27 protein-coding genes are annotated in these 24,540 nt (G+C 52.7%); 13 read left to right on the top strand and 14 right to left on the bottom strand.

Translation table 11 applies throughout. From position 1 onward, the window contains the following. Positions 1–76 precede the first annotated feature (76 nt). The 7 genes from AC2FNV_RS18190 to AC2FNV_RS18160 all read left to right on the top strand — a co-directional run bounded on the left by AC2FNV_RS18190 (position 77) and on the right by AC2FNV_RS18160 (position 6,938). The gene (locus AC2FNV_RS18190) at positions 77–529 is read left to right on the top strand and encodes a paraquat-inducible protein A (RefSeq protein ID WP_170607721.1); all 453 of its coding nucleotides are present in this window, start codon (positions 77–79) and stop codon (positions 527–529) included. A 149-nt stretch (positions 530–678) separates the two neighbouring features. Continuing rightward, positions 679–1,461, top strand: a complete 783-nt coding sequence (locus AC2FNV_RS18185; protein ID WP_170607719.1) for a DNA repair protein — start codon at positions 679–681, stop codon at positions 1,459–1,461. A 108-nt stretch (positions 1,462–1,569) separates the two neighbouring features. Continuing rightward, positions 1,570–2,934, top strand: coding sequence for a DNA repair protein RadA (gene radA / locus AC2FNV_RS18180; protein WP_170477810.1), 1,365 nt, complete (start codon positions 1,570–1,572; stop codon positions 2,932–2,934). Between the two features lie 40 nt (positions 2,935–2,974). Then, positions 2,975–3,598 carry a CvpA family protein gene (locus tag AC2FNV_RS18175; RefSeq protein WP_254442612.1) on the top strand — a complete coding sequence of 208 codons (624 nt, stop codon included), beginning with the start codon at positions 2,975–2,977 and terminating at the stop codon, positions 3,596–3,598. A gap of 613 nt (positions 3,599–4,211) precedes the next feature. Beyond that, complete coding sequence (gene purF, locus AC2FNV_RS18170; protein ID WP_170607717.1) at positions 4,212–5,735, top strand: amidophosphoribosyltransferase; 1,524 nt, start codon at positions 4,212–4,214, stop codon at positions 5,733–5,735. A 267-nt stretch (positions 5,736–6,002) separates the two neighbouring features. Beyond that, entirely contained in the window at positions 6,003–6,251 is a 249-nt protein-coding gene (locus AC2FNV_RS18165; protein WP_170607886.1) for a hypothetical protein, read from the top strand. A 42-nt stretch (positions 6,252–6,293) separates the two neighbouring features. Beyond that, positions 6,294–6,938 (top strand): SDR family NAD(P)-dependent oxidoreductase, encoded by a 645-nt coding sequence (locus AC2FNV_RS18160; RefSeq protein WP_170607715.1) that lies wholly within the window; start codon positions 6,294–6,296, stop codon positions 6,936–6,938. A 58-nt stretch (positions 6,939–6,996) separates the two neighbouring features. Here the strand turns inward: AC2FNV_RS18160 and AC2FNV_RS18155 are convergent, their stop codons facing one another. The 4 genes from AC2FNV_RS18155 to AC2FNV_RS18140 all read right to left on the bottom strand — a co-directional run bounded on the left by AC2FNV_RS18155 (position 6,997) and on the right by AC2FNV_RS18140 (position 9,515). Continuing rightward, positions 6,997–7,839, bottom strand: a complete 843-nt coding sequence (locus tag AC2FNV_RS18155; protein ID WP_170607713.1) for an ATP-binding protein — start codon at positions 7,837–7,839, stop codon at positions 6,997–6,999. Positions 7,840–7,956: 117 nt separating this feature from the next. Continuing rightward, entirely contained in the window at positions 7,957–8,838 is an 882-nt protein-coding gene (gene tatC / locus AC2FNV_RS18150; protein ID WP_170607711.1) for a twin-arginine translocase subunit TatC, read from the bottom strand. Then, positions 8,835–9,293, bottom strand: a complete 459-nt coding sequence (tatB, locus tag AC2FNV_RS18145) for a Sec-independent protein translocase protein TatB (RefSeq protein ID WP_170477826.1) — start codon at positions 9,291–9,293, stop codon at positions 8,835–8,837. The genes tatC and tatB overlap by 4 nt, the downstream gene beginning before the upstream one ends. 6 nt (positions 9,294–9,299) lie before the next feature. Then, entirely contained in the window at positions 9,300–9,515 is a 216-nt protein-coding gene (locus AC2FNV_RS18140; protein ID WP_170477829.1) for a twin-arginine translocase TatA/TatE family subunit, read from the bottom strand. A 220-nt stretch (positions 9,516–9,735) separates the two neighbouring features. Between AC2FNV_RS18140 and AC2FNV_RS18135 the strand changes: the two genes are divergently transcribed. Continuing rightward, the gene (locus AC2FNV_RS18135) at positions 9,736–10,041 is read left to right on the top strand and encodes a hypothetical protein (RefSeq protein ID WP_170477832.1); all 306 of its coding nucleotides are present in this window, start codon (positions 9,736–9,738) and stop codon (positions 10,039–10,041) included. Between the two features lie 21 nt (positions 10,042–10,062). After that, entirely contained in the window at positions 10,063–10,734 is a 672-nt protein-coding gene (locus AC2FNV_RS18130; RefSeq protein ID WP_170607710.1) for a helix-turn-helix transcriptional regulator, read from the top strand. A 56-nt stretch (positions 10,735–10,790) separates the two neighbouring features. Here the strand turns inward: AC2FNV_RS18130 and AC2FNV_RS18125 are convergent, their stop codons facing one another. The 7 genes from AC2FNV_RS18125 to AC2FNV_RS18095 all read right to left on the bottom strand — a co-directional run bounded on the left by AC2FNV_RS18125 (position 10,791) and on the right by AC2FNV_RS18095 (position 17,227). Continuing rightward, positions 10,791–11,972 carry a M23 family metallopeptidase gene (locus AC2FNV_RS18125; RefSeq protein ID WP_170477838.1) on the bottom strand — a complete coding sequence of 394 codons (1,182 nt, stop codon included), beginning with the start codon at positions 11,970–11,972 and terminating at the stop codon, positions 10,791–10,793. Positions 11,973–12,035: 63 nt separating this feature from the next. Next, positions 12,036–12,686, bottom strand: a complete 651-nt coding sequence (locus AC2FNV_RS18120; RefSeq protein ID WP_170477842.1) for a protein-L-isoaspartate(D-aspartate) O-methyltransferase — start codon at positions 12,684–12,686, stop codon at positions 12,036–12,038. Continuing rightward, on the bottom strand, positions 12,683–13,465 hold the full coding sequence (gene surE, locus AC2FNV_RS18115; protein ID WP_170478148.1) for a 5'/3'-nucleotidase SurE: 783 nt from the start codon (positions 13,463–13,465) through the stop codon (positions 12,683–12,685). Before surE ends, AC2FNV_RS18120 begins: the two co-directional genes overlap by 4 nt. A gap of 123 nt (positions 13,466–13,588) precedes the next feature. Next, entirely contained in the window at positions 13,589–14,674 is a 1,086-nt protein-coding gene (locus tag AC2FNV_RS18110; protein ID WP_437436520.1) for an ABC transporter ATP-binding protein, read from the bottom strand. A 208-nt stretch (positions 14,675–14,882) separates the two neighbouring features. After that, positions 14,883–15,995, bottom strand: coding sequence for a YhaZ family DNA alkylation repair protein (locus tag AC2FNV_RS18105; protein ID WP_170607708.1), 1,113 nt, complete (start codon positions 15,993–15,995; stop codon positions 14,883–14,885). Positions 15,996–15,997: 2 nt separating this feature from the next. After that, positions 15,998–16,777, bottom strand: coding sequence for an SDR family oxidoreductase (locus AC2FNV_RS18100; RefSeq protein ID WP_170607706.1), 780 nt, complete (start codon positions 16,775–16,777; stop codon positions 15,998–16,000). An 87-nt stretch (positions 16,778–16,864) separates the two neighbouring features. Then, a complete protein-coding gene (locus AC2FNV_RS18095; RefSeq protein WP_170607704.1) occupies positions 16,865–17,227 on the bottom strand; it encodes a nuclear transport factor 2 family protein in 363 nt (120 codons plus the stop codon). A 109-nt stretch (positions 17,228–17,336) separates the two neighbouring features. Between AC2FNV_RS18095 and AC2FNV_RS18090 the strand changes: the two genes are divergently transcribed. The 3 genes from AC2FNV_RS18090 (at position 17,337) to AC2FNV_RS18080 (ending at position 21,407) form a co-directional block, all read left to right on the top strand. Continuing rightward, positions 17,337–18,944 (top strand): peptide chain release factor 3, encoded by a 1,608-nt coding sequence (locus AC2FNV_RS18090; protein WP_170607702.1) that lies wholly within the window; start codon positions 17,337–17,339, stop codon positions 18,942–18,944. Positions 18,945–18,986: 42 nt separating this feature from the next. Next, entirely contained in the window at positions 18,987–19,754 is a 768-nt protein-coding gene (locus tag AC2FNV_RS18085; protein ID WP_170607700.1) for a hypothetical protein, read from the top strand. A gap of 306 nt (positions 19,755–20,060) precedes the next feature. Then, a complete protein-coding gene (locus AC2FNV_RS18080) occupies positions 20,061–21,407 on the top strand; it encodes a DEAD/DEAH box helicase (protein ID WP_170607698.1) in 1,347 nt (448 codons plus the stop codon). Here AC2FNV_RS18080 and AC2FNV_RS18075 read toward each other — a convergent pair. The 3 genes from AC2FNV_RS18075 to AC2FNV_RS18065 are packed head-to-tail and all read right to left on the bottom strand — an operon-like array spanning position 21,404 to position 23,426. Beyond that, positions 21,404–22,306 (bottom strand): EamA/RhaT family transporter, encoded by a 903-nt coding sequence (locus AC2FNV_RS18075; protein WP_170607696.1) that lies wholly within the window; start codon positions 22,304–22,306, stop codon positions 21,404–21,406. The genes AC2FNV_RS18080 and AC2FNV_RS18075 overlap by 4 nt on opposite strands. 21 nt (positions 22,307–22,327) lie before the next feature. After that, entirely contained in the window at positions 22,328–23,230 is a 903-nt protein-coding gene (locus AC2FNV_RS18070) for a fatty acid desaturase (RefSeq protein ID WP_170607694.1), read from the bottom strand. Beyond that, positions 23,223–23,426 carry a DUF2061 domain-containing protein gene (locus AC2FNV_RS18065; protein ID WP_170477869.1) on the bottom strand — a complete coding sequence of 68 codons (204 nt, stop codon included), beginning with the start codon at positions 23,424–23,426 and terminating at the stop codon, positions 23,223–23,225. The genes AC2FNV_RS18070 and AC2FNV_RS18065 overlap by 8 nt, the downstream gene beginning before the upstream one ends. A gap of 108 nt (positions 23,427–23,534) precedes the next feature. Here AC2FNV_RS18065 and AC2FNV_RS18060 point away from each other — a divergent pair, with 108 nt between their 5' ends. Beyond that, a complete protein-coding gene (locus tag AC2FNV_RS18060; RefSeq protein WP_170477872.1) occupies positions 23,535–24,413 on the top strand; it encodes a helix-turn-helix domain-containing protein in 879 nt (292 codons plus the stop codon). Positions 24,414–24,540: the final 127 nt, after the last annotated feature.

Genomic DNA, 24,540 nt, shown 5'->3' with positions numbered 1-24,540 from the left:
CTAGCAATCACAACGAAAACCTTGCAGCCAATTCTTTAGCCACTTAGATGTTCAATTGCCTAGTTCGGAACTGTCCATGACCCTCCGCCTTGCCACTCTATCGCTACTGATACTCTACCCCATCGCATGGTTCGCCCCACTGATGCGCGCAGGGCTTTTGCCGATATTTGGCCTCAGCGAAATCAGCGTCATAACTGGCCTTCAGTCCTTGTGGAAATCGGACATATTCCTAGCGTTGGTCGTAACTGTCTTTGCCCTTTTCGCTCCTTATATCAAAACGATAGGCACTGCACTTATCCAATGGGATTTATTAGATGCACGTGTTCAGCCAGCTCTCAATATCCTAGGAAAACTGGCTATGGCAGATATTTTTCTCATTGCGCTTTATATCACGCTGGCCAAGGGCATTTCTTACGCCACAATCGAAACAGCTTGGGGGTTGTATCTGTTTACCGGGTGTATTCTGGCATCAATCGCGCTCGGTTACGTTACGGAAATGACATCCAATTCACGAAATGTGCAGACCTAATTGATTGAAAACACTGAACTGCGTATTCTTCCACCACTTCGAGCAGCAGTGTTTTTAGTAACTAAAGGGTCCTTGGCGGATCAACTGCGCGTTTGAAGTCGCCTCCGCTTTGACCTGTTTTGTAACGGTTTTAAAAGGGAGATGCGGCAATGTCGGCCCTCCACGCAATTACTTTAAGTTGTCAGAATATCTTTATTAGATTCACATTTTTCCTAATTTGCGCGGCGGCGTTCTTCGCAATTTCCGTCACCATGCTGTCTGCACTTGGTGTGTTGCCATGGCTGTCAATGCACGCAGGTTTTGGGGTCGGTTCAGCCATCGACGCTGGTGTTTATATTCAGATTGGACTGACCTGCTTGGTTCTGATGCTGGCCTTCTATCTTCCGGCAAATGCTCGGATGATGGCTTTAGAGAACAACCATCGCAAGTTTGCAATGAACATGTATGATATTGCAGGTGCATATCAGATGGCTCACGCTGCTGACCGCAGCGGTGCATTTTCTCTGCGATCAGAGTTCGACGCAGTAAAAGAGCGCATGGCTTTCCTGCGAAATCATCCTGATCTTCAATCGCTTGAGCCTGAAATTCTGGAATTGGCGGCCCAGATGAGCCAAGTCAGTCAGGAGTTGGCCGAAACATACGGCGATGCCAAGGTGTCTCGTGCCCGTACGTTCCTGCAGCAGCGGCAAGAAGAGATAGAGCAATTTCAACGGCGGATCGAGGACGCCCAGACCATACAACATGAATTGCGACAGTGGACCCACGACGTTGAGATCGAGGAATCAATTGCTAAGTCGCAACTGAAACGCCTGAGAGACGAATTGTTTGAGTTGCTTCCGGAGCTTTCTGCTCAGTTACAGTCGTCGCCAGATAGCCAAGACTCAGGTGCATCCAGTGTTATTGCAATGTCCCCGCCTCGGGCAGCGGAATAGATGGATCCGCTTCGGCCCCAATGGTGCAATGAAAAAGCGATTCACTGGTTGTTTATGAAAGCCTGCTAGGGCTTGAAGAACTGACCGTCCTCGGGCACCAAGGGCCGCATGGCAAAAACGACTTCTTTCTCCTGCTCGGCCTGCGGCGCTACGTCTACCCGCTGGTCCGGGCGCTGCGACGCCTGCGGCGAATGGAACACAATTACTCAAGACACCCCACTTTCAGCTGGCCCTACAAAAAAATCACTCGGTGGTAAACGCGGTCAGTCTATTGCACTCACGGATTTGTCGACTGAGGAAACACCGCCTCCTCGCACTCTTTGCGGGGTGGACGAGTTAGATCGGGTTCTGGGCGGTGGTTTGGTACCGGCTTCGGCGCTGTTGGTCGGTGGCGATCCTGGGATCGGCAAATCCACGCTGTTGTTGCAGGCAGCCGCACGATTTGCCCGCGCCGGCATAAAAACGATCTATGTCTCTGGAGAAGAAGCCAGCGCCCAAGTCCGAATGCGTGCACGCAGGCTAGGCTTGGAAGACGCACCTGTCCAATTGGCAGCAGAGACCAACCTGCGCGACATCCTTACCACGCTTGAGAAAGAGAAGCCTGGTCTCGCCATCATAGACTCGATCCAAACCATGTGGGCCGACAATGTTGATAGCGCGCCGGGTTCGGTCAGTCAGGTGCGCGCTGCAGCGCATGAATTGACCACTTTTGCCAAACGCCATGGCGTTTCAGTCGTCATGGTGGGTCATGTCACGAAAGAAGGCCAAATTGCCGGTCCACGTGTAGTGGAACATATGGTCGACACGGTACTCTATTTCGAAGGCGAACGCGGCCACCAATTCCGCATTCTTCGCGCGGTAAAAAACCGCTTTGGTCCCGCTGACGAAATCGGTGTTTTTGAAATGACTGGCAAGGGCTTGGCACAGGTAACTAATCCATCAGCCCTGTTTCTATCCGAACGCGGCACACCAAGCCCCGGGTCGGCTGTGTTTGCGGGAATCGAAGGAACACGTCCTGTCCTGGTAGAGTTGCAGGCGCTCGTTGCGCCTTCGCCTCACTCGCAACCACGCCGCACAGTCGTCGGGTGGGACAGTGGGCGTCTTGCGATGATCCTCGCAGTGTTAGAGGCGCGCTGTGGTATCCCGTTTGCTGGCCTGGATGTATACCTAAACGTTGCTGGCGGGTTGAAAATTGGGGAACCTGCTGCGGATCTTGCGGTGGCAGCCGCATTATTGAGCGCCCGCGAGGATAAGGCCCTGCCATCAGATACTGTCGTTTTCGGAGAAATCTCGCTATCTGGGGCACTTAGACCAGCTCCTCAGACCGAAAACAGGTTGAAAGAAGCGCAAAAACTTGGTTTCACAGCAGCAATTGCTCCGGCTGGCGGGAAAGCCGGTACTGTGGCAGGTCTGACACTCACCCGACCGTCTGATTTGGTTGGGTTTGTTGGCGAAACCTTCGGAGCAGGTTAAAGTCGCGCCTTGAGGGGCAGAAAACGAACAGGCGAGGGCCATGGAAGGTTTTACAATTATTGACGGGGTCGTTGCCCTGATCGTCGTGGTGTCGGGCCTTTTGGCCTATTCTCGCGGCTTCCTGCGCGAGGTTCTTGCGATTGCTGGCTGGGTAGCCGCTGCAGTATTGGCGTTTATCTTTGCGCCGCAGGTCGTTCCCCTGGTTAAAGAGATTCCAGTTGTCGGCGATTTCCTTCGTGACAGTTGCGAATTGTCTGTCATAACAGGGTTTGCTGCTGTATTTGCGGTGGCGCTAATCGTAGTTAGCATATTTACACCCCTATTCTCGTCGCTGGTGCAGCGATCTGCCATTGGCGGTTTGGACCAAGCTCTAGGGTTCTTTTTTGGTATCGCCCGGGGCATTCTGTTGGTTGCAATCGCGTTTTTCGTCTACGACACGGTGATGACCGGTCAGTCATATACGATCGTCGATGAAAGCCGATCGGCCAAGGTTTTCGAACAGTTCAGCGATCAGATAGAAGAGCAAAACCCCGAGGCCGCGTTGGGCTGGATTACCGCTCAGTACGAAGAGTTGGTGGCTAGCTGCACGTCTGATGGAGGACTTGACAGCGACGCAGCTGAAACGCCCCAGGAAGGCGCGACTGAAAGCACGCCCAGCGAGTAAAGATAGTTTAAATAAAGCCAATAAAGCCCAGTTCTCGCTGGGCTTTTTATATTTTCAGACGAACCCGTCGCCACCACAAACCGCGCATCGGATGCTCTTTAACCCGAAACAGCCGTTACATCGTGTCATTATGGGCTTGCCATAAATATCCCTGCTCTTGGCCACCTCGCCGGCGCCTTTACAAATCTCACAGGGTGCCCGGCCCATGCCTCGGCATCGATGACAGCGTCGCTTCACTGCTTCTTCTTTCTTTGCGCCTTGTTTGTGCTGCCACATTTTCGTGTCCCACCTAAATAAAAGGCTGTTACTGCTCGGCACTTGTAAGCACATGACAGCACAAGAAGTGAGTTTTGTCACCTCCACCGATCAGCAGGCAAAAACTTGGCCAACAAGCTGTAGCGACGGATGATTGTGATCCTTTGATGACATTGGGCGCGATTGGCATTATGTCAAACCCGAAACCGCCACGGAATCGGAGCGATTGACCTTGTGCGTACACAATGTTGCGACTTGCGACTGCCCAACGGAACTTTGACAAATGCAGCGCAGACCTATTGGCCCCGAAGGCCAAACCAAATCAACGTAAAGCCGTCATTTTAATTGGAGCCCGTATATGTGTGGGATATTGGGGATCGCAAGCCGGACGCATGATGTCTTTGCGGAAATCTATGACGGGCTGCTGATGTTGCAGCATCGGGGTCAGGATGCCTCTGGCATTGTGACTTACAACGGTGAGTTCTTCCGCGAGAAAAAAGCCAATGGACTGGTCAAGGATGTGTTTAACGCAACGGATGCCGAGACTCTGTTGGGCAAGGTTGGGATTGGCCATGTTCGTTATCCCACTGCGGGATCGCTTAGTGCAGCCGAAGCTCAGCCATTTTTTGTGAACGCGCCTTACGGCATCTACTTGGTCCACAATGGTAATATTACCAACACCGCAGAACAGCGCGAAAAAGTGACTGGCAAATATAGCCGCCATCTTCGGACAACTTCCGATTCAGAAATCCTGCTTAACGTTTTGGCTGACAAGGTGGCCGACGCGATCAAGGTAAACGGAAATTCCGACCCAATCCGCAACATCTTTGCGGGTGTCAAAATGACTATGGAGAGGATTCAGGGCGCCTATTCAGTCATATGTCTGATCGCCGGCGTTGGGATGTTGGCCTTTCGTGATCCTTATGGAATACGCCCTTTATCGGTTGCAAAACGCGAAGCAGAAGGCGACGGCGATGATTACGCTTTTGCATCTGAAGACGTAGCATTTGGAATTAATGGCTTTGAAAAACTTCGCGATCTCCGCGCAGGTGAGGCGATCCTGATCGACCTTGAAGGAGACATTCATGAGTTCCAGGCGGTCGAAGGCAGGCTGACGCCCTGTATTTTTGAATATGTCTATCTCGCGCGACCAGATTCATTGCTGGATGGGGTATCCGTTTACAAAACCCAGATGCGCATGGGGCAAACCCTTGCAAGGCAGATCGAAGCGGCTGGATTAGAGATCGACCGGATCATTCCAGTCCCCGATAGCGCAAGGCCGGTCGCCTTGGAAGTGGCCAAGGCAACCGGCATCTCATACCGAGAGGGTCTTGTTAAGAACCGTTATGTGGGGCGCACCTTCATCATGCCCGGTCAAGAAGAACGGCAGAAATCCGTTCGCCGCAAGCTGAACGCCATTCCTTTGGAGTTTAAAGATCAAAATGTACTGCTTATCGACGACTCGATCGTGCGAGGAAATACTATCAAGAAAATCGTCCAGATGTGTCGTGAAGCGGGTGCAAAAAAGGTTTACGTCGCCAGCGCTTCACCGCCGGTAAAGTACCCTAATGTTTATGGCATCGACATGCCGACCAAGCATGAGCTGATCGCAAATGGCAAAGAGATCGAGGATATTCGCCGTGAACTTGGGGCTGATGCTCTTTTCTATCAAAATCTCGATGATCTGATCTGGGCCGCCAAGGAGGGCAACCCAGAAATCGAGGCGTTTGATTGTTCTTGTTTTGACGGAAATTACGTCACTGGTAGCGTAAGCGACGATTATCTGGACAACCTGGAAAACAGTACACGCGTCAGCAAAAAGAAGAAGGATATGCAGGTCCTCGGTGGATCCTGGAATGCCGCCAACCTCGTCTCGGGCTAAAATGGTTATCTAACCCTGCGCATTTGCGAATCGATCGAACTGGTTATCCGGTGTCACCTAAACATGTGACATCGCGAAACCAAACAGTTGGTGACAATCCGCTTACGCCTTTCCGGTGAACTCGACGCAATTGCAACGTGTTCGGGACAGATCCTGAAGTGTCGGCATCTGTTCTCATACCATCGGCTTTTGTTTCACCTTGCCCTTTGATACGGCATGCGCCGAAACCACTCACTCAAGGGTTCGGGCACCGCCCGATGGCAGTTCATGGCAAACAAAACCGTCAAAAGCGCGGCCACGCAACGGGGCGCGTTGAAAAAGAATTCAGTCTCAGTCTTGGGCGTCTTTGGGCCTGCAAGAAATATGCGTGCATTAGTGCGCCTGTCGTCGGGCCGTGTGAAAGAGGTCGAAACTGGCAGTCGCATCGCCTCTGGCACGGTAATGGCGATCGATGAGCACGGTGTAATGCTGCGACAAAGCGGCCAAACTAAGCATATTGCTATCCCAGGAGGCTGATCCGGTCTTGACGCTTCTCGCGCGGGCGTTCAAACCCCGCCCATGACAGATCAGACCAAAATCGCCCTTATTACGGGTGCATCACGCGGACTGGGCGCAGCCTTGGCCGAGGCGTTGGCGCCCGAATACCACGTTGTCGCGGTGGCCCGCACCACCGGCGGCCTGGAAGAACTGGATGACCGTATTCAAGCCAAGGGCGGCTCGGCTACGCTGGCACCAATGGACATCACCGACCCAAACGCGATGGCAACGCTTTGCCGCAGTATTCACGATCGTTGGGGCAAAGTTGATTTGTGGCTGCATACGGCAATACACACCTCGGCATTGACGCCAGCGCATTTCATCGACGCCAAGGAATGGTTTAAGGCGTTGAATACCAACGCCACCGCGACATCAGTGTTGATTCCTTTCGTAGCACCGCTGCTGGGTGAAAGCGGCCACGCAGTTTTCTTCGACGACCCCAAAGCAGGCGAGAAATTTTACGGCATCTACGGGGCCACAAAAGCCGCTCAGATGTCTCTTGCGCGTAGTTGGTCATTAGAAACTGAGCGCACCGGCCCTCGAGTTTCGATTGTCGAGCCGAGGCCGATGCCTACGGCAGTTCGTGCGCGGTTTCATCCGGGTGAAGATCGTGATGTGTTGAGTAGCACCGCAGAAGAAGCCAATCGGCTTTTGTCTTTGTTATGAAGACATTCAATTAGATCACAATAGCCATGCTGGCCGTTCATAAAAGTGACGTGCCTGTTCAATCTAAGTGAACGCCGTGACGACCTGCGAGATCGACGAAGAATTGCCATGCGACGCGGCCTGATCGGGCACCGCGCGTCGCCTGCCACTCGATAGCTTCAGCACGAAGTGTTTCCGCATCAACGGCTACGCCATATGCAGCACAATACCGATCGATCATAGAGAGGTATTCGTCTTGGTCACATGGATGAAAACCAAGCCACAAGCCGAACCGATCTGAGAGTGAGACTTTCTCCTCGACTGCCTCGGATGGGTTGATGGCGCTTGAGCGTTCATTCTCGATCATATCGCGCGGCATCAAATGGCGGCGGTTCGAAGTAGCATAAAAAACCACATTTTCGGGGCGCCCTTCGATGCCGCCATCCAGAACTGCCTTAAGTGACTTGTAGTGCTGATCGTCATGGCTGAATGACAGATCATCGCAGAACAGAATGAAACGGAACTTTGCGTTACGCAGATGGTTCAGCAGGCGGGCGACCGAACTCATGTCTTCACGCTGCAACTCCACCAGTTTCAGGCTCGGATACTCAGGTTGCAAAGTGCCATGTACAGCCTTGACAAGGCTTGATTTTCCCATACCACGCGCGCCCCAAAGAAGCGCGTTGTTCGCCTTGAATCCTGCGGCAAACCTGCGCGTGTTGTCCAGCAGAGTGTCGCGTGAACGGTTGATGCCGACTAACAAATCAAGATCGACCCGGTTAACGTCTGCCACAGGTTCCAAGCGGTCCGGATCAACGTGCCAGACAAACGCTGGCGCAGTAGCGAAACTTGGGGCGGCCAAAGGTGCGGGTGCCATCCGTTCGAGCGCGTCGGCGATGCGATTCAAGGCTTTTTCGTCCATGGGTTTCTCCGGTCCAGTCTTGCTAGGTTCAAACCACGTTCCAGACGGGGCAACAAGACTTGCAAAAGAAAAAGGCGCGCCTCATTCGGCGCACCAGCTAAAAAATCAATTCGCTGATTACTTGGTGTCTTCTTCGCTTTGCATGAGGTCCGCATCAGCTTCGGCTTCTTCGTCATCGTAGTAGCCATCAGCGCGCAGTTGCTCTTCGCGCTTTTTCTCTACGCGCGCGACCAAAAAGATTGAGACCTCATACAAACCGTAAACCACGGTAAATAGGATTATTTGTGTAATGACGTCGGGCGGCGTCACCACCGCGGCCAGAACAAGAATCCCAATCACGGCGTATTTGCGTACCTCACCCAAGCCCTGAGCACTTACTAAGCCGGCCTTGCCCATCAATGTCAGAAGAACCGGCAGCTGAAAGCAAAGGCCGAAAGCAACGATAAACTTGATAGTAAGGTTAAGGTATTCTTGTGCTGAACCCTGGAAAACCACGCTCAACGGTGCAGCATTCGTTCCTTCGGCAACAACTTCACCTTCGGCTCCGAACTGCTGGAAACCCAAGAAAAAGTCGTAAGCCAGCGGTGTCACGACATAGAAGGCAAAACTTGCGCCCAGAAGGAACATGAATGGTGAGGCCAGCATAAATGGCAGAAATGCATTCTTTTCCGAGCGATACAGGCCGGGCGCCACGAACCGCCACATCTGCATCCCAATATATGGGAATGCAAGGATGAACCCGCCCAATAGCGATACCTTGATTGCTACAAAAAAGCCTTCTTGTGGCGAGATGAAAATCAGCCCGCAATCCTGACCACGTTCGGCCAAAACCTCGCAAAGCGGATTGGTAAGGAAGTTGAAAATCGGTGTCGCCACCGAGAAACATATCACCATACCGATCAGGAAGGCGACCACGCAGTGAATCAATCTCGTCCGCAGCTCAGCCAGATGTTCAATCAATGGGGCCGAGGAGTCTTCGATCTCGTCAGTTTTGCTCATGACTTGCTTTCACTGTTAAGTGCGGCTTCAGCCTCTTCAGCTTTGGCCAGAGCTTCCGCAGCTTCCTTGGCCTTGCGTTCTGCAGCAGCTCGGGCGGTGGATGCCTGAATTTTCTTTGCTTGCTCAGCCCGTTCAGCGGCCAATTTTCCAGTTTCGCTGTCGGGATCGAACTTAGTCGGGTCCAAGCTCTTTGCGACGTCTCTTGCAGCCTCATTGACGCTGCTTACAGCGGATCCAACGGGGTTAGTGGCAGCGTTGAGGCCCTTCTTGATGTCCTTTACCCCAGCCTCGTCCGCTGCTTCGTTCATCGCATTGCTGAACTCGCGCGCCATTCCGCGGGCTTTACCCATCCAACGGCCGACATTGCGGAACAAAACCGGCAGATCCTTAGGACCCACAACGATCAGCGCAACGATGCCGATGACCAGAAGCTCGGTCCAGCCCAGATCAAACATAAGCTCTTAGACCTTGTCTTTGTCTGTCTCTGGAGTGACATCCTTCGCCAATTCGGATGCGTCCTGCTCCAGCTCCTCCGCACCTTCTTTGACACCTTTCTTGAAAGAGGTGATGCCTTTACCGACTTCGCCCATAAGGGAACTGATCTTACCGCGGCCAAAAAGTACCAGCACGACAACGGCTATTAGTAAGATTCCGGGAAGACCTATATTGTTGAGCATTTTTCTTCTCCTGTCAGACGACGCAAGATGCGTCGGAAATTCTATTTCTGCATGTATTTACGCCGCTAAACACGCTCAAGAAAGAGAACAGGAGCGAATCCTCACTCAAATTTCACCTGATTCCACATTTTCAACGGACTCGATTTTTCCAACTGACAGGTTTATGTCAGTTGGGTGTGGCTAGAAACAGGGCATCGAAACCTGGTCCAAGGAGAATAAAATGACCCATGTTGCAGAAATCGTCACCTTTTCACTTGCGAATGGCACTTCACAGGAAGAATTTGTCAAACTCAGTCAGGCATCCGAAGCATTTGTGCGAGCCGCACCTGGATTTGTGCATCGACAGTTAAGCATGGGTTCAGATGGTCGATGGACCGACTATGTCGTCTGGACGGATGCGAATTCTGCAAAAGATGCCGCCGAGCAATTTATGCATCAGGACTGCGCTGCCGCGATGATGGCAGCGATTGACCCGGAAAATATGGAAATGCGACACGAGCACGTTTTATGGAAAATGAACGCATAACGTCGATCGGAAAGGCGCCTGATGCGTCGAACTGACCGTCTTTTTGATATTATCCAGATAATGCGCAACGGGAAACTCCACCGCGCGCAAGATATCGCGGACCGGCTAGAGGTGTCGGTTCGCACCATTTATCGAGATATGGACACCCTAGTAGCTTCTGGAGTTCCAATAGAAGGCGAGCGCGGTTTGGGATACATGGTGCGCGAGCAAATTACCCTACCACCATTAAACCTGACACCTGCCGAGCTTGAAGCGCTCAACCTCGGCATGGCAATCGTGGCTGAGGCGGCCGACCCGGACCTAAAATCTGCGGCAGAGTCGTTGGCGGAAAAGGTTGATGCGGTTTTGCCGACGCAGGTTGTGGCCGAAGCTGATGCGTGGAAGTTTGCGGTCTATCCCTTTGCGGACGCAGCACGCGGGTTGGCACATATGGCACCGATCCGTTCTGCAATAAAAACCCGACAAAAACTACGCATATCTTACCGCCGCATAGACGGAGCTTTGACCGACCGGACCATTAGACCGTTACACATGGAATACTGGGGCCGCGTGTGGACTTTGACCGCATGGTGCGAGTTGAGGACTAATTTCCGAGTTTTTCGTATAGACTTAATAGAAACGATAACACCTTTGCAGGAAGTATTCGCCGACGAACCCGGAAAACGTCTGAACGATTATGATCCAAACGTTTGAGCTTTAATATCAGCGATCAACACCTTAACACTTAAAGGTAAATCAGATCATTCGCCTCACTTTAGGTAGGGTTCTGGATCAACAGATTCGAATCCTTTACGCACCTCGAAGTGTACGTAAGCGTTTTCTCCGCCACGTAGCGCAGCAACTTTCTGGCCTCGCTTAACCCGATCGCCTTTTTTAACAGTGATACCTTCGACATTAGCGTAGACAGTCAAGAGATCGTTTTTGTGTCGAACAACAATGATGGGCACCTGATCCGCATCGGCTGTCACTGCTGCCACTGTTCCGGCCTCGGCTGCAGTAACCGATGTACCGGGTGCAGCAGCGATATCAATGCCTTCGTTCTTACCCTTTTCATAAGTACGAATGATCCGGCCTGTTACGGGCAGCGACAATGCCGATGATCCACTATTAGTCGGAGCATCCGCAGTAACGTCAGGGGCCGGCGTGGATTCCGCAAGCGGCTTCACCTTTTCTTCCGGCAACGGTTGGGTCGCACTGGGTGGCGTCGGCGTGGGCGATCCCTCACCAGGCTGAGTAATCGCTGTCGCTGTCGCTGCCGGAGCGGCCGCCTCGCGTCGCGGTGCAGGTTGATCCTTAATTGGGATCAAGAGAAACTGCCCCTCGCGCACCATGAAATCGGACCCCAGCCCGTTCCATTCGGCTAAAGCCTCTACAGGCACCTGGTACAGGCGCGAGATTGTGTAGGCGGTTTCGCCTCGTTTAACCTTGTGTTGGATTGGTTCAGGGCCTGCAGCCGGTACTGGCGCAGGAGCAGGTGTCGGCTGCGCGGGTTCAAGCGTAGTTGTGCGAACCCCGCCAGTTTCTGGCGCCTCATCGATCGCTGTGCCGGCAACTGCAGCTATGTCGACATTGCTGCTGGCCCCAACTGACCGCGGAAGCGCTAGAACCTCGCCGTCGCGGAGGGGATCATTGGGTTGAAGCCCGTTGTAGCGCGCTAACTCCGCCTCAGGTAAGCCAATACGTACAGCGACGTCACGCACACTGTCCCCCGATCTGGCGACTGCGACCTGATAGTTGGGATAGGTGATTACGCCCCGCGAATCCGGAGCGGGACGGCTTGCCGTTGCTGCCAATGCCGCATCTGCGGTGGAAAAACCGCCAACATTTCCGCGCAGATCATAGTCGAAAGGCCCCTCGCACGCAGCCAACAGGGCTAGAATGGCTGTACCCATCGCATAGCGACACATAGCTGATTTGGAAACTGCTCTCATTTTTCTGTCCTCAACACCTGCCCCATTTTGTCCGGGGTTCTGGCGAAAATTTCCCAACAAACTTTATGCTTCGTCCTTTCCCAACCCCTCAAGCAAGGGGACGAACCGAACGGGTAACAACTCGTCATAGTCAAGACCTTCTTCGGTACGGGTAACCCGGATCAAGGTTTGAACCGCGTCCGATTGGCCTACGGGCAAAACCATGATACCGCCGATTTTCAGCTGCGCCAAGAGTGGCCCCGGCGGATCTTCGGCAGCAGCGGTAACAATAATGCGGTCGAATGGGGCCTGTTCAGGAAGGCCAAAGGATCCATCAGACAACATTGCAGTCACATTTGTGAGGCCCATCTCGCGAAACAACTGGGCTGTTTCGCGAACCAGACGCTTGTGACGCTCGACCGTATAAACCCGGCGAGCCAGTTTTGAGAGAATAGCCGCTTGATATCCCGACCCGGTCCCGACTTCGAGCACCGTATCGCGGGGATTCACCTTCAATGCCTGCGTCATAAGCCCCACCACCGATGGTTGGCTGATTGTCTGACCGCACGCAATTGGCAAAGGTGTGTCGTCATAAGCCCGCTCGGAAAACAAACCTCTCACGAACAATCCGCGGTCAATCTGTTCCATTGCCGCCAGCACGCGGGCGTCCGTTACACCGCGAGATCGCAGTGAAAACAGAAACTGCATAGTCTTTTCCGGGTCGAGTCCGCTCATTCTATTGCCCTAAGCACCTCAAGTGTATCGTGGGCCGTCAGATCTGCCCGCATCGGAGTGACAGAAATATAACCATCTAAATTGACCGCTGCATCCGTGCCTGGCGCGGTTGGATTGTGCTGATTTCCGCCTTTGATCCATAAGAATCGCCTGCCCGATGGAGACATGTGTGGTTCGGCGCCAAATCTGGTGTCACGGCGATAACCCTGCGGTACGACACGTGTCCCTACGACTTCGTCGGCGGGAACAGGTGGGAAGTTTACATTATAAAACAAGCGGTAATCCTCTTGTCCTGCAGGGGTGGCTTCCAAAATACGACGGATCAATTCAACCCCAAAGGAAGATGCTGCTTGAAACGGGTTTTCTAACTCGCGGTTTCGGGGACCAAGATATTGCGACAAGGCAATTGCCGGAACGCCCTGAAGGGCAGCTTCCATTGCGCCTCCCAACGTACCGGAATATAAAGCGTTTTCTGCTGAGTTGTTTCCTCGATTTACTCCTGACAATACCAGATCCGGGGGGCAGTCTTTCATTACGTCGTGCAAACCAGCCAGCACACAATCTGCAGGCGACCCTTCGGCCGCAAAACGACGTTCAGCCAGTTCTGCCACCATCATTGGATGAGTGTAACTGATGCAATGACCCACTCCTGATTGCTCAAAGGCAGGAGCAACAACCCAGACTTCGCCATCTGGCCCCGCCAGATTGCCAGCTATGGCCTCAAGTACAGTCAGACCCGGCGCGTTGATGCCGTCGTCATTGGTTAGAAGAATACGCATGGTGTCTGCCTCAGCCTCGAATTTTCCTCTTGATAGACGCGGCCCAGCGTCGCGGCAAGCGACCCGCACAGGCAATCTGAGGCTTTCAAGCACCACTTGGAAGGAAATCATCGCTCTGCCGCGTCAAACCGGGAAGACGAAACACCGATCTCGCGGGACTGTAAGCCACATGACCCTGCCTGGATTTGGCACAAACACATTCGGAACGGTCGCTTTTAAGATCGAGCCGTCGTAGTCCATCCGAAACTCAACCAAACTTTCATTACCCAGAAACCGCGCTCGCTGAACCACACCTCGGGCGGCGACCCCGTCCGTTGGCGTAGGAGACGGACCCTTGCCGTTGCGGTCGAAATCCAGTCGAACGTGTTGGGGACGAAAAACAATCTCGACATCTGTTTGATCAGGCACCCCGGGCGCAAGGAATTGACCGAACGGGGTTTGTGCTAAAGCGCCGTTAACTTTCGAAATTAATACATTGATATCACTGAAAAATGACACCGCCGCCTTATCAACCGGCCGGGTGTAGACGTTATATGGCGCCCCTTGTTGGACAATCTTGCCTCCCCGCATCAAGGCAATTTCATCCGCCATCCGCATGGCCTCTTCGGGTTCGTGCGTCACCAACAAAACGGCCGCGTCTTCTTCTTTCAGGATCGCCAGTGTTTCGTCCCGAATTCCGTCGCGTAAACGATTATCCAAACCCGAAAATGGTTCGTCCATCAGCATTATGCGCGGCCGTGGCGCAAGGGCGCGCGCCAATGCCACTCGCTGCTGCTCGCCTCCTGATAGCTGGTGCGGAAACCCGTCCACGAAACGCATTAGGTCTACACGGGACAACAATTCTTCGACCCTGGCTCGTTTGGCGTCTTTGGTGCCCGAAAGACCAAACGCTACATTGTCGCCGACGCTAAGATGGGGGAATAGCGCAAAGTCCTGAAACATCAATCCGATTTCACGGCGCTCAGGCGGGACGCGAAAAACTGTATCGCACACCAGCTTGCCGTCGACGTAGATTTCGCCCGAGCTTTGAATCTCGACACCGGCAATCATCCGTAGTGTCGTAGATTTTCCGCAACCTGATGGCCCCAACAGGCAAGTCACCTGACCGGCGTGCACGCTTAAAGACACACCATCGACTACAGTCCGCCCACCGAAACGGGCAACAAGATTGTGGACTTCCAGACGAGGAGGAGCTGCGTTCTCTGTCACCGATGGACCCCGTTGCATTTCCCGATCAAATCAATCGGGCTTTAGCGGGGATAGCAATACCGCCCCGCAGGTGCAAGTTGTCAGCAGCAGGCAATCGGTATCGCTAAGGTCCGGGCGAAATAGATAGTAAAGCTTTGCAGATTTTGACAATCCCCAAAGGGTCGAAAACTCGCTAAGCAGCTAGAAGTTTTAGAAAAAATAATGTGGATCAGTCCAAAAGTTCAAAATCCACCGCAGTTAGAATACGTCCGTTGACCTGAACTTCCAGCCGATGCGCACCGGGTATGAGCGTGAAAGTACTGGCATTGCCTTTCAGTTTGTGGACTTTCCGTAATGTCACATTTCCATCAGTCAAAGTCGCTTGCTTCAGCTTATGAACTTTAGGCGAGATTTTCCCACCAGGGCGTTGAAAATGAACGATATAGTCAACAAGAACCCCTTGGCCCTTATCCCCTGATAGCTCTACAGTGAACTCTAACGCTCCGCCAATCCGAGCTTCACCGTCCACCTGAACCTTCGCAGCAATGTCCGCTTCAGGATTGAAGCCCAACATCTTCATTGCACGAAAGTGGCCAGATTTCACCAACCCCCGCAATGCATGAGAAGTCATCCACTGTAGTTCATCTTGGTCCTGCCGTGCCGCATCGCGCCACTCCTGCAACCGATCTAACGCCAGATCAGGGTCTTTTTTAGTTATGTCATTCAAATGGTTGGCGACAGATCGTGTCACATAGCGCGTGTTATCGCTGTGGAGGCGATCCAGCAGTGGTAGCGGATCGGAGAGGTCCAGCCCAACCGCCTGCCCCCAAGGCAAACGCGGACGGGTACCTTCGCTGACCAGTCGCCGCACGTGATAACTGTCATGCTGAGCCCATTCTTGCATGCGCACCATAACCAGATCGGGATGACTGTTCAAAAAAGGACGGATTGCCAACTCCATTGAAAAACGTTGGGTTACCTCCTCGAAAACATCCAACGCCAGTTCGGGGTGGTCCGAACCCGCGGCTACGACCCAGTCGCCGATCGGGCCAAAGATAAAATCTCCAAAGTCATCGTCCGTCTTGTTTGGGTCCAGTGGCGGAGGCAATGCCTTAAGAATCACTTCTGCTACATCGGGCAAATCACCTGGAATTGCTTCCGCCAGACACTCGGCTATCCAGACCATCCGCTCTTTCAATTCAAGTTCCGTTAGCCGCGACATAACCCGGGCTTCAAATGCCGCTGCATCAAAGGCCGGGTCCGCTGCCGCGAATAGCCCGGCCAGATACCCAGTGCTATCGGCATTAAATAATTGATCTTTAAGCGAGAAATTCTGTGTCATGGTTACATCGTAATATTGGTCGCCCCGCCATCAAGCAGGATGTTTTGTCCAACGATAAAACCTGCATGTTTGGAGCAAAGAAATGCGCAAGCGGCACCGAACTCCTGTCGCGTCCCGTAACGCCGAGTTGGTATCGTAGCGGCGCGATCGGCACGTGCTTCGTCGATCGAAATCCCCTTCTGCGCCGCAACGCCACTGTCCAGTGAATTCGCCCGGTCAGTATCGTGAATACCTGGCAAAAGGTTATTGATAGTGACGCCCATGGGCGCCACTTGACGTGAGGTGCCTGCGACATAGCCCGTTAACCCGGTACGTGCCGCATTCGAAAGACCCAAAACAGCGATTGGTGCCCGCACCGACTGCGAGGTTATATTTACGACCCTGCCCCAACCATTTTCCATCATATTTGGCAGCAACGCTTTCATGAATGCTATCGGTGTCAACATGTTGGCGTCGAGAGCCATGATGAAGTCTTCGCGGTCCCAGTCAGACCACATTCCCGGCGGCGGACCGCCAGCGTTTGTTACCAGAATATCGACGCCGTCTGCCGCTTGGATAACTTGTTCCTGCCCATCTGCAGAAGTCACATCACAGGCCACTGTCTTAACTGTAACGCCATGTTCACTTCGGATCCGATCCGCCGATACTTCTAACGCTTCGGCCCCTCGCGCATTCATAACAAGATCAACACCCGCCGCCGCCAACGCTTCTGCGCAACCAAACCCAAGACCTTTGCTGCTGGCACAAACCAGTGCTCGTTTTCCGCGAATACCCAAATCCATTCTGATCCTCCCAATCATTGTTTGCCGGACACTAGCACCGGCCCGACGAGGAAGACCAGAATGGCCGAGTTGTTAGTTGTTCAAAAATCAGTAGAAAAATTCCTCACGCACGATCTTGCCGTCGGAAACATAATAAATCGCTACTTCGCGCATATCGAAAGATTCACCGCTTTCCTTCATCGAGCCTTGCACTTCGAAAATCACCGCAAACCGATCATCACCGTGTAAAAACGGATCACTTACAGAACCTCCCGTCACTTCGGTCGAGTTTTCCCACCAATCGTGTTTTCCGCGTATCGCGTCCAGACCATGCGCCTCACGTCCCATGCCCTGCATGTCCGCTGCTTCTACCGACACAGCGTCCACGGCATATAGCTTGTCCAAATTTGCTTTCGCCCGGTTTTCCCTGCATCCAGCAACGAGTTCATCTGCGATTTCCTTCAAATTCATCAGCCTACTCCAAAATTTGTTCACTATATGTTCTTTTTCGCATAGCCATCTGATTCGGAACACCCCCTTTGTCTTGCTTCGGCAGGATTCCCCGCCTATATGCGCGCTCATGCTTGATAGTGCCTCGAACCAACCCGTCTTACCGCCCGAGATCGCCCGGCGTCGAACATTTGCGATCATCTCGCATCCTGACGCGGGCAAGACGACGCTTACCGAAAAATTCCTTCTGTATGGTGGCGCCATTCAGATGGCCGGTCAGGTACGCGCCAAAGGCGAGGCACGGCGCACCCGGTCCGACTTTATGCAAATGGAAAAGGATCGGGGCATTTCAGTGTCTGCCTCGGCTATGTCTTTCGATTACGCCAACTTCCGCTTCAACCTGGTTGACACCCCAGGCCACAGTGACTTTTCCGAAGACACTTATCGCACCCTGACTGCAGTTGACGCGGCGGTGATGGTGATTGACGGCGCTAAGGGCGTAGAAAGCCAAACGCAAAAACTGTTTGAGGTTTGCCGTTTGCGCGACCTACCTATTCTAACTTTCTGTAATAAGATGGATCGTGAAAGCCGCGATACCTTCGAGATTATTGACGAAATCCAAGAAATGTTGGCAATCGATGTCACGCCTGCCTCATGGCCCATCGGCGTCGGCCGGGATTTCATCGGTTGCTATGACATATTGCGCGATCGGCTAGAGCTGATGGACCGAGCCGACCGCAACAAGGTGGCAGAAAGCATTCAAATCGAAGGGCTTGACGATCCAAAGCTTGCAAAGCATGTGCCCGAGCACCTTTTGGAAAAGCTGCTGGAAGAAGTTGAAATGGCGCGGGAACTGTTGCCCAAGCTCGACCCGCAGGCCGTGCTCGAAGGTCATATGACGCCCATATGGTTTGGTTCAGCCATCAATTCCTTTGGTGTTAAGGAACTTATGGAGGGCATTGGAACTTATGGACCGCAACCCCAGGTGCAGTCAGCCGAACCCCGCCAGATCGCACCGGATGAAAAGAAGGTTGCGGGGTTTGTTTTCAAGGTTCAGGCCAATATGGATCCCAAGCACCGCGACAGGGTCGCCTTTGTCCGCATGGCCTCTGGCCACTTCAAACGCGGCATGAAGCTGACGCATGTACGGTCAAAAAAACCGATGGCAATTTCAAATCCGGTGCTATTTCTGGCTTCGGACCGCGAACTGGCAGAAGAAGCTTGGGCCGGTGATATCATCGGAATACCTAACCACGGTCAGCTTCGCATCGGCGACACGCTGACAGAAGGCGAGGCACTGCGTGTCACAGGTATACCATCCTTCGCGCCCGAGCTACTTCAAGGCGTCCGGGCTGGCGATCCACTTAAAGCGAAGCACCTAGAAAAAGCTTTGATGCAGTTCGCTGAAGAAGGTGCTGCAAAGGTATTCAAGCCCTCCATCGGATCGGGCTTTATAGTTGGAGTTGTCGGCGCCCTTCAGTTCGAGGTTCTGGCTAGCCGGATCGAGATGGAATACGGCCTGCCAGTCAGGTTCGAAGCGTCTCAGTTCACTTCGGCCCGGTGGGTAAGTGGTGACAAGGCCGAGGTTGAGAAGTTCGTGAATGCCAACAAACAGCACATAGCGCATGATCACGATGGCGACATCGTTTATCTTACACGGTTACAATGGGATATCGACCGAGTCGAACGTGATTTTCCGTTGCTGAGCCTCACTGCGACCAAGGAAATGATGACCTGAACCACCTTGCAAGGGCAGCGCGCGCGAATATAGGTTTCGTTCATGCAAGACATCGATCAGGAAAACTATCCCGGCGGGTTCTATACGATAATGCATCACCTGGAACGACGGGAGGCGCCTTATCTCTTTCCTGAAAAGGTGTTGCCCGTCCCAGACGTCGACTTGGATAAGTTAAGTGAGCTTCGTGTGGCCGAACCAGACCCGAAAGCGATATTCGACAATCGCAGGGACGCGAGTAAAAAGCTGCATTCTTTGCAACAGGAGTTTGTGGGCCAGTCGCAACTTTTACTAACTCATGCGATTTGCGTCGCGCTTTTGCGCCGTGCGCCAGCTCCAACTCAGGCACGGGACCTTTTTCTTAGACTTTGGTCGGAAAAAGGTGCGGTTTTGGCTGGGGACCTGCCCGTTCGGTGGCTAATTTCAAGCGCGACAACCTTCGCGGATCACGGCCAAACTATCGAACAACGGCTCGGAGGGCAAAGCCTAAGCCTTCTTTTCGATCTTATTAAGCTACATGACAGCGAGAGGCGTGTATCCCTGCAACCCTGCGACAAGGCATTCGATATCGGCAGAGAAGAACACGACCAGCTTCCTCTGGCTTTCGATATGCCGGGATACTCGCTGCGTACTGGTGATCTGGACAGAACATTGCTTGCGCGGTTGTGGCGGTATGCTGAAAACGATCCTGTGCTGCGTCCATTGGGTTTCCGAATGTTGAAATTGGTAATGTACGATCCACGCAGCATCTTCGGTCGAATACAGCATTACAAAAACCGAAATAGTATTCTGGATCACGTCAGCGAATTTTAGCAGTTGCTACGACGGAATCCTCGAAAGGCAGAATTAGGCACATTTGTAAGAACGCGGCTGGGCGTGCGGCGACACGGCTTTTGCCTGCAGAAGCCAAGAAACATTTTCCCGGAACCGCCTGAATTGTTGCAAAAAATCCTGTTTTGGCCGCGCCACGGCCAAGTTAAAATGACTTCATTTGACCCTTCCTGACGATTTTGTTATGTCCCGCCCAAGCCGAACCGTGCAAAATGCACGTGGCCATCCGGGCCCGGCACACTCACAGACGCGCGGGCCAGGTATAGTGTCCGCATGAACCGGACATAGATGACAAAATTTAACGAACTGAACCTGAACCCAAAGGTCCTCAAAGCCGTTGAGGAAGCCGGATACGAAACGCCTACACCAATCCAGGAAGGTGCGATTCCGCCCGCACTAGAAGGGAGAGATGTGTTAGGCATCGCACAGACTGGTACAGGAAAAACCGCCAGTTTCACGTTACCGATGATCACGTTGCTGGCTCGTGGAAGAGCACGCGCGCGCATGCCACGTTCGCTTGTGCTTTGTCCGACACGGGAGTTGGCAGCACAAGTAGCCGAAAACTTTGACACCTATTCCAAACATCTTAAACTGACCAAAGCGCTGTTGATTGGCGGTGTTAGCTTTAAGGAACAGGATGCACTGATCGACCGCGGTGTAGACGTTCTTATTGCAACTCCCGGACGTTTACTGGACCACTTTGAACGAGGGAAGCTTCTTCTGACCGGTGTGCAGATCATGGTGGTGGATGAGGCCGACCGTATGCTGGACATGGGGTTCATTCCCGATATCGAGCGCATTTTCTCATTGACTCCTTTCACGCGCCAAACCCTGTTCTTTTCTGCAACCATGGCGTCCGAGATCGAGCGGATTACCGATACTTTTCTTTCTGCCCCCGCCCGGGTCGAGGTTGCGCGTCAGGCAACCGCATCTGAGACTATCGAACAAGGCGTCGTGATGTTTAAAGGCGGCCGTCGGGACCGCGAAGCAAGTGCCAAACGCAAAGTTCTGCGCGCGTTGATCGATGCCGAAGGTGAAAGCTGCACGAACGCAATAATCTTTTGCAACCGCAAAACAGATGTAGATATCTGTGCAAAGTCATTGAAAAAGCACGGATACAATGCTGCTGCCATTCATGGTGATCTGGACCAGTCCCAAAGAATGAAGACATTGGATGGCTTCCGCGACGGTTCATTGCGCCTTCTGGTTGCCTCGGACGTGGCTGCACGAGGGCTGGATATCCCTTCGGTCAGCCATGTCTTCAACTTTGACGTTCCCGGCCATGCCGAAGACTATGTGCACAGGATTGGCCGTACGGGTCGCGCAGGGCGCGAGGGCAAGGCGGTTACAATCTGTTCGAAACGTGATGAAAAGGCACTGGATGCCATCGAAAAGCTGATCCAGAAAGAAATTCCACATATCGACAATCCGGTTAAGATCGAAGAGCCCAAGGAAGACACGCAAAAAACCGAAAAGAAGTCGCGAGCTTCTGACAGCAAAAAGAGCGACCGAAAAAGAGATAAAGAGGCTAAACCACGTGGTAGGCGCGAAGAAAGTGGACCCGCAGTTATCGGAATGGGCGATCACCTGCCAAGTTTTATCGCGCTGAGCTTTGACGAGCGTCGCGCAAGCTAAATTGCCAGCACTAGTGCGAGTATCGATAAACCCAACAATGACATACCCGCGATTTCTCGTTGGGTGACGGTTTCCCGAAAAAACAGAATGGATGCGAGCAGGCTGAAGATCAGTTCGATCTGCCCAAGCGCCTTGACGTAAGCCGCGTTTTGAAGCGTGAACGCCAGAAACCAGCAAAATGACCCAGCTAAGCTGGTCAGTCCCACGAAGACTCCAGTTCTTCGGGTTTGCCAAACAGCATGCAATTCGGCCCGATCGCGCCACAGCATCCACAATGCCATGCTTATAAACTGAAAGGTCACGACAACGGCAAGAGTGACCAGAGCGCGAAACCAAGCATCAATTTCCCCTAGCTCCAGCGAGGCGCCGCGATAACTGACCGATGAAAAGGCAAACAAAACCCCCGAACCCAGACCGAGTCGCGAGGCGCGGTTTGTAAGGTTCCTCCACCAAACCAAATCGCCGCCCGGTGATTTCGACAGTAGCAAAACTGCCAAAAGGCCAAGCAATATTGCCAACAGCGCTGCTGCTGAAACCTCATCCCCAAGAACGAAAAATCCGACAATTGCCGTCTGGATGACTTCGGTCTTCTTGAAAGTGATGCCAACAACAAAGTTACGTTGTTTGAACAAAGCCACGACACAGATCGTCGCCAGAATTTGCGTTGTCCCACCTATTACTGCAAAGAGCCAAAACCTCGTATTGAGAGCAGGTATGCTATGATCGGTCGCCAGCAAAGCAATACCCAATGCCAAAACGACGACGGGCATGGAATAGGCAAATCGGGCAAAAGTCGCACCTGCGGCTGACAGTTTCACGCTGCTCAGAGATTTCTGCAGCATGAAGCGCACAGTCTGGAATATTGCTGCAGCGATTGTGACGGGAATCCATAAGCTCATGGAGACCCTTTTGTCCTCAAATCAATGCTTTGGCCAGAGAGGATGCGACACAGGATCTTTTGTCCGCAAAAAGTATTCGCAAAAAATTTGCCCGTATGAACGGTAGACATACGCCTCGTTACAAGCCAGATACCTTTCTTTGCCTGTTTGGTACAACGCAGGCAACCGGTACCACGGAGCGGACGGATTCATATGATGAACGACGTGTAAATTATTGTTCAAAAACAAAAAAGCAAGAAACCCTCTATCCTCGACGATGACTGTTCTTGCACGGGACTTCTCATGTGCGCGGTGTTCTAGAAACGTCCGGATTTTTACCAATCCAAGGCCGAGATAAGCCGCTAAGACAAAGGTCCAAACTGGCATCGATGAATACGCCACGATCGATAGCACTATGACTACGCCCGGAATATGCAAGGCCCAAGCCAACAGAACTGCACGATCCCCGTTTAAAAACCCTTTCCATTCTTCGCGTAAAAAAGCCGATTGTCCGATCGCAGGGCCAAGAGTAATGCGCCCTAACAGAGTATTGTTTATCTTGAACAATCGCTGTTGCCATTGGGACAAGGAAGCCCAGACTTTTGGATCAAGATAGTTCGACTCTGGGTCGTCATATGGATCAGTCAGATTTGCATCTTGGTGATGAGCCAAGTGCAGGTCACGGAAACGGTTGAATGGGACGAATAATGTCAGCGGCAGAGCCATCAGCGTCTCATTCATCCACTTGGCTCGAAATGGATGTCCGTGCAGTGCCTCGTGTGTCAGTGAAGAATGCATAGCCGCCACTAATCCCATCGTCGGGACCGCCAGCAAAAGAGACCAATCTGCCAGCCAAAACACGACTGCCAGCCAAGACAAATAACATGCAACTATTAGGACGAATGTGCCCCACTCTGGCGATTTTGGAGTCGAAGATTCAACCATTGCGCCCCCACGATATGTTCGCCCAGACGCGTTCATAGAACACATACATTGTCAGCCCAACGGCCGTATTTACCACGGCAACAGCGCCCCCAACGGCGGCTGAACCCGTGGCGATCAAGCCGACAATGGTCATGACCACCAATCCCATCGCATTCCAAACGATTGCTTTCACGACCGATCTTCGTCGCGTTTCCATTCCGGACCCCATTATTGTTTTGTTAATTAAAACGTTACATATCGCCCTAGAAATTGAATATTCTGAATATGATTAACATAACTAATCAAATGTGATATTTATCTGCGAATGACGGAAAAAGTGGACAAACGCGATCGTGCTGCGCAGTTTCGCCTGCGGCTGGCTCGGGCCATGGAGAATCGACATGTCAGCCAAAGCGCTCTGGCCCGCAGCATCGCTGTGGATCGGTCCACCGTTTCGCAACTACTTACTGACTCTGGCGCTCGGTTACCAAATGCTCACGTGGTGGGGTCCTGCGCGTCAGCCTTAGGAGTCTCGGCAGATTGGCTGCTTAGCTTGTCCGACCGACCGGAAAGTGCCGCTGAATTACTGGCAAGTTCATTAACGCTGACCAAGGCCCCGCGAGCGCTTGTCGACGAACGGATTTTCGAGTGGCACCGCGAGGCCGCGGGATACAAAGTCAGGTATGTACCCGCAAACATGCCTGATATGCTCAAAACGCGTGCGGTTTTGGAGTGGGAATATGCGCCTCATTTAGGCCGTACAGCGGATCAGGCGATCGGAGCTTCCGCCGACAGATTGGAGTGGATGCGCAGCGCTCAGTCAGACTATGAAATCGCCATGCCTTTGTATGAAATTCATAGCTTGGTGCATGCCACAGGTTATTATGAAGGGTTGTCACTCGATAACCGGCTGGATCAAATTGATCACATGCTGGAACTTTGCGAACAACTTTATCCGCGACTGCGCGTCTATCTCTTTGACGCCAAACGTCTCTATTCAGCACCCATGACGATCTTTGGCCCGATGTTATGCGCGTTTTACACCGGCGGTCATTACATGGCCTTTCGCGATCGCAACAGGATCGAGGTTTTTACCCATCATTTTGATACGTTAGTGCGTGAAGCTGATATGACTGCCAGGGACTTCCCAGCCCACCTCAGGCGGCTGCGCCAGAAGATATTTACCGAAGCAAAACCCAAATGATGCGATCCTTTCACACCTGTAGTATAATCGCCATGCGTGAACATTCGGGTATTCCGCCCAAGTAACGGAGGATGACAGAAATGGACGCACTCAAAACCGCCGAATATGCGCGAGCATTGTATTCAGC

It is taken from the genome of Ruegeria sp. BHSA163 (assembly GCF_059613365.1).
The sequence above is the reverse complement of the archived record's forward strand: the minus strand, read 5'-3'. Positions and strand labels throughout refer to the sequence as shown.

Coding starts and splice junctions, on each gene's coding strand:
- AC2FNV_RS18090 (WP_170607702.1), top strand. CDS start 17,337: ATGCTTGATAGTGCCTCGAACCAACCCGTCTTACCGCCCGAGATCGCC.
- AC2FNV_RS18160 (WP_170607715.1), top strand. CDS start 6,294: ATGACAGATCAGACCAAAATCGCCCTTATTACGGGTGCATCACGCGGA.
- tatC (WP_170607711.1), bottom strand. CDS start 8,838: ATGAGCAAAACTGACGAGATCGAAGACTCCTCGGCCCCATTGATTGAA.
- AC2FNV_RS18085 (WP_170607700.1), top strand. CDS start 18,987: ATGCAAGACATCGATCAGGAAAACTATCCCGGCGGGTTCTATACGATA.
- AC2FNV_RS18135 (WP_170477832.1), top strand. CDS start 9,736: ATGACCCATGTTGCAGAAATCGTCACCTTTTCACTTGCGAATGGCACT.
- AC2FNV_RS18095 (WP_170607704.1), bottom strand. CDS start 17,227: ATGAATTTGAAGGAAATCGCAGATGAACTCGTTGCTGGATGCAGGGAA.
- radA (WP_170477810.1), top strand. CDS start 1,570: ATGGCAAAAACGACTTCTTTCTCCTGCTCGGCCTGCGGCGCTACGTCT.
- AC2FNV_RS18060 (WP_170477872.1), top strand. CDS start 23,535: ATGACGGAAAAAGTGGACAAACGCGATCGTGCTGCGCAGTTTCGCCTG.
- AC2FNV_RS18080 (WP_170607698.1), top strand. CDS start 20,061: ATGACAAAATTTAACGAACTGAACCTGAACCCAAAGGTCCTCAAAGCC.
- AC2FNV_RS18190 (WP_170607721.1), top strand. CDS start 77: ATGACCCTCCGCCTTGCCACTCTATCGCTACTGATACTCTACCCCATC.
- AC2FNV_RS18175 (WP_254442612.1), top strand. CDS start 2,975: ATGGAAGGTTTTACAATTATTGACGGGGTCGTTGCCCTGATCGTCGTG.
- AC2FNV_RS18120 (WP_170477842.1), bottom strand. CDS start 12,686: ATGAGCGGACTCGACCCGGAAAAGACTATGCAGTTTCTGTTTTCACTG.
- purF (WP_170607717.1), top strand. CDS start 4,212: ATGTGTGGGATATTGGGGATCGCAAGCCGGACGCATGATGTCTTTGCG.
- AC2FNV_RS18130 (WP_170607710.1), top strand. CDS start 10,063: ATGCGTCGAACTGACCGTCTTTTTGATATTATCCAGATAATGCGCAAC.
- AC2FNV_RS18065 (WP_170477869.1), bottom strand. CDS start 23,426: ATGGAAACGCGACGAAGATCGGTCGTGAAAGCAATCGTTTGGAATGCG.
- AC2FNV_RS18100 (WP_170607706.1), bottom strand. CDS start 16,777: ATGGATTTGGGTATTCGCGGAAAACGAGCACTGGTTTGTGCCAGCAGC.
- AC2FNV_RS18185 (WP_170607719.1), top strand. CDS start 679: ATGTCGGCCCTCCACGCAATTACTTTAAGTTGTCAGAATATCTTTATT.
- AC2FNV_RS18105 (WP_170607708.1), bottom strand. CDS start 15,995: ATGACACAGAATTTCTCGCTTAAAGATCAATTATTTAATGCCGATAGC.
- AC2FNV_RS18125 (WP_170477838.1), bottom strand. CDS start 11,972: ATGAGAGCAGTTTCCAAATCAGCTATGTGTCGCTATGCGATGGGTACA.
- AC2FNV_RS18155 (WP_170607713.1), bottom strand. CDS start 7,839: ATGGACGAAAAAGCCTTGAATCGCATCGCCGACGCGCTCGAACGGATG.
- surE (WP_170478148.1), bottom strand. CDS start 13,465: ATGCGTATTCTTCTAACCAATGACGACGGCATCAACGCGCCGGGTCTG.
- AC2FNV_RS18140 (WP_170477829.1), bottom strand. CDS start 9,515: ATGCTCAACAATATAGGTCTTCCCGGAATCTTACTAATAGCCGTTGTC.
- tatB (WP_170477826.1), bottom strand. CDS start 9,293: ATGTTTGATCTGGGCTGGACCGAGCTTCTGGTCATCGGCATCGTTGCG.
- AC2FNV_RS18165 (WP_170607886.1), top strand. CDS start 6,003: ATGGCAAACAAAACCGTCAAAAGCGCGGCCACGCAACGGGGCGCGTTG.
- AC2FNV_RS18070 (WP_170607694.1), bottom strand. CDS start 23,230: ATGGTTGAATCTTCGACTCCAAAATCGCCAGAGTGGGGCACATTCGTC.
- AC2FNV_RS18075 (WP_170607696.1), bottom strand. CDS start 22,306: ATGAGCTTATGGATTCCCGTCACAATCGCTGCAGCAATATTCCAGACT.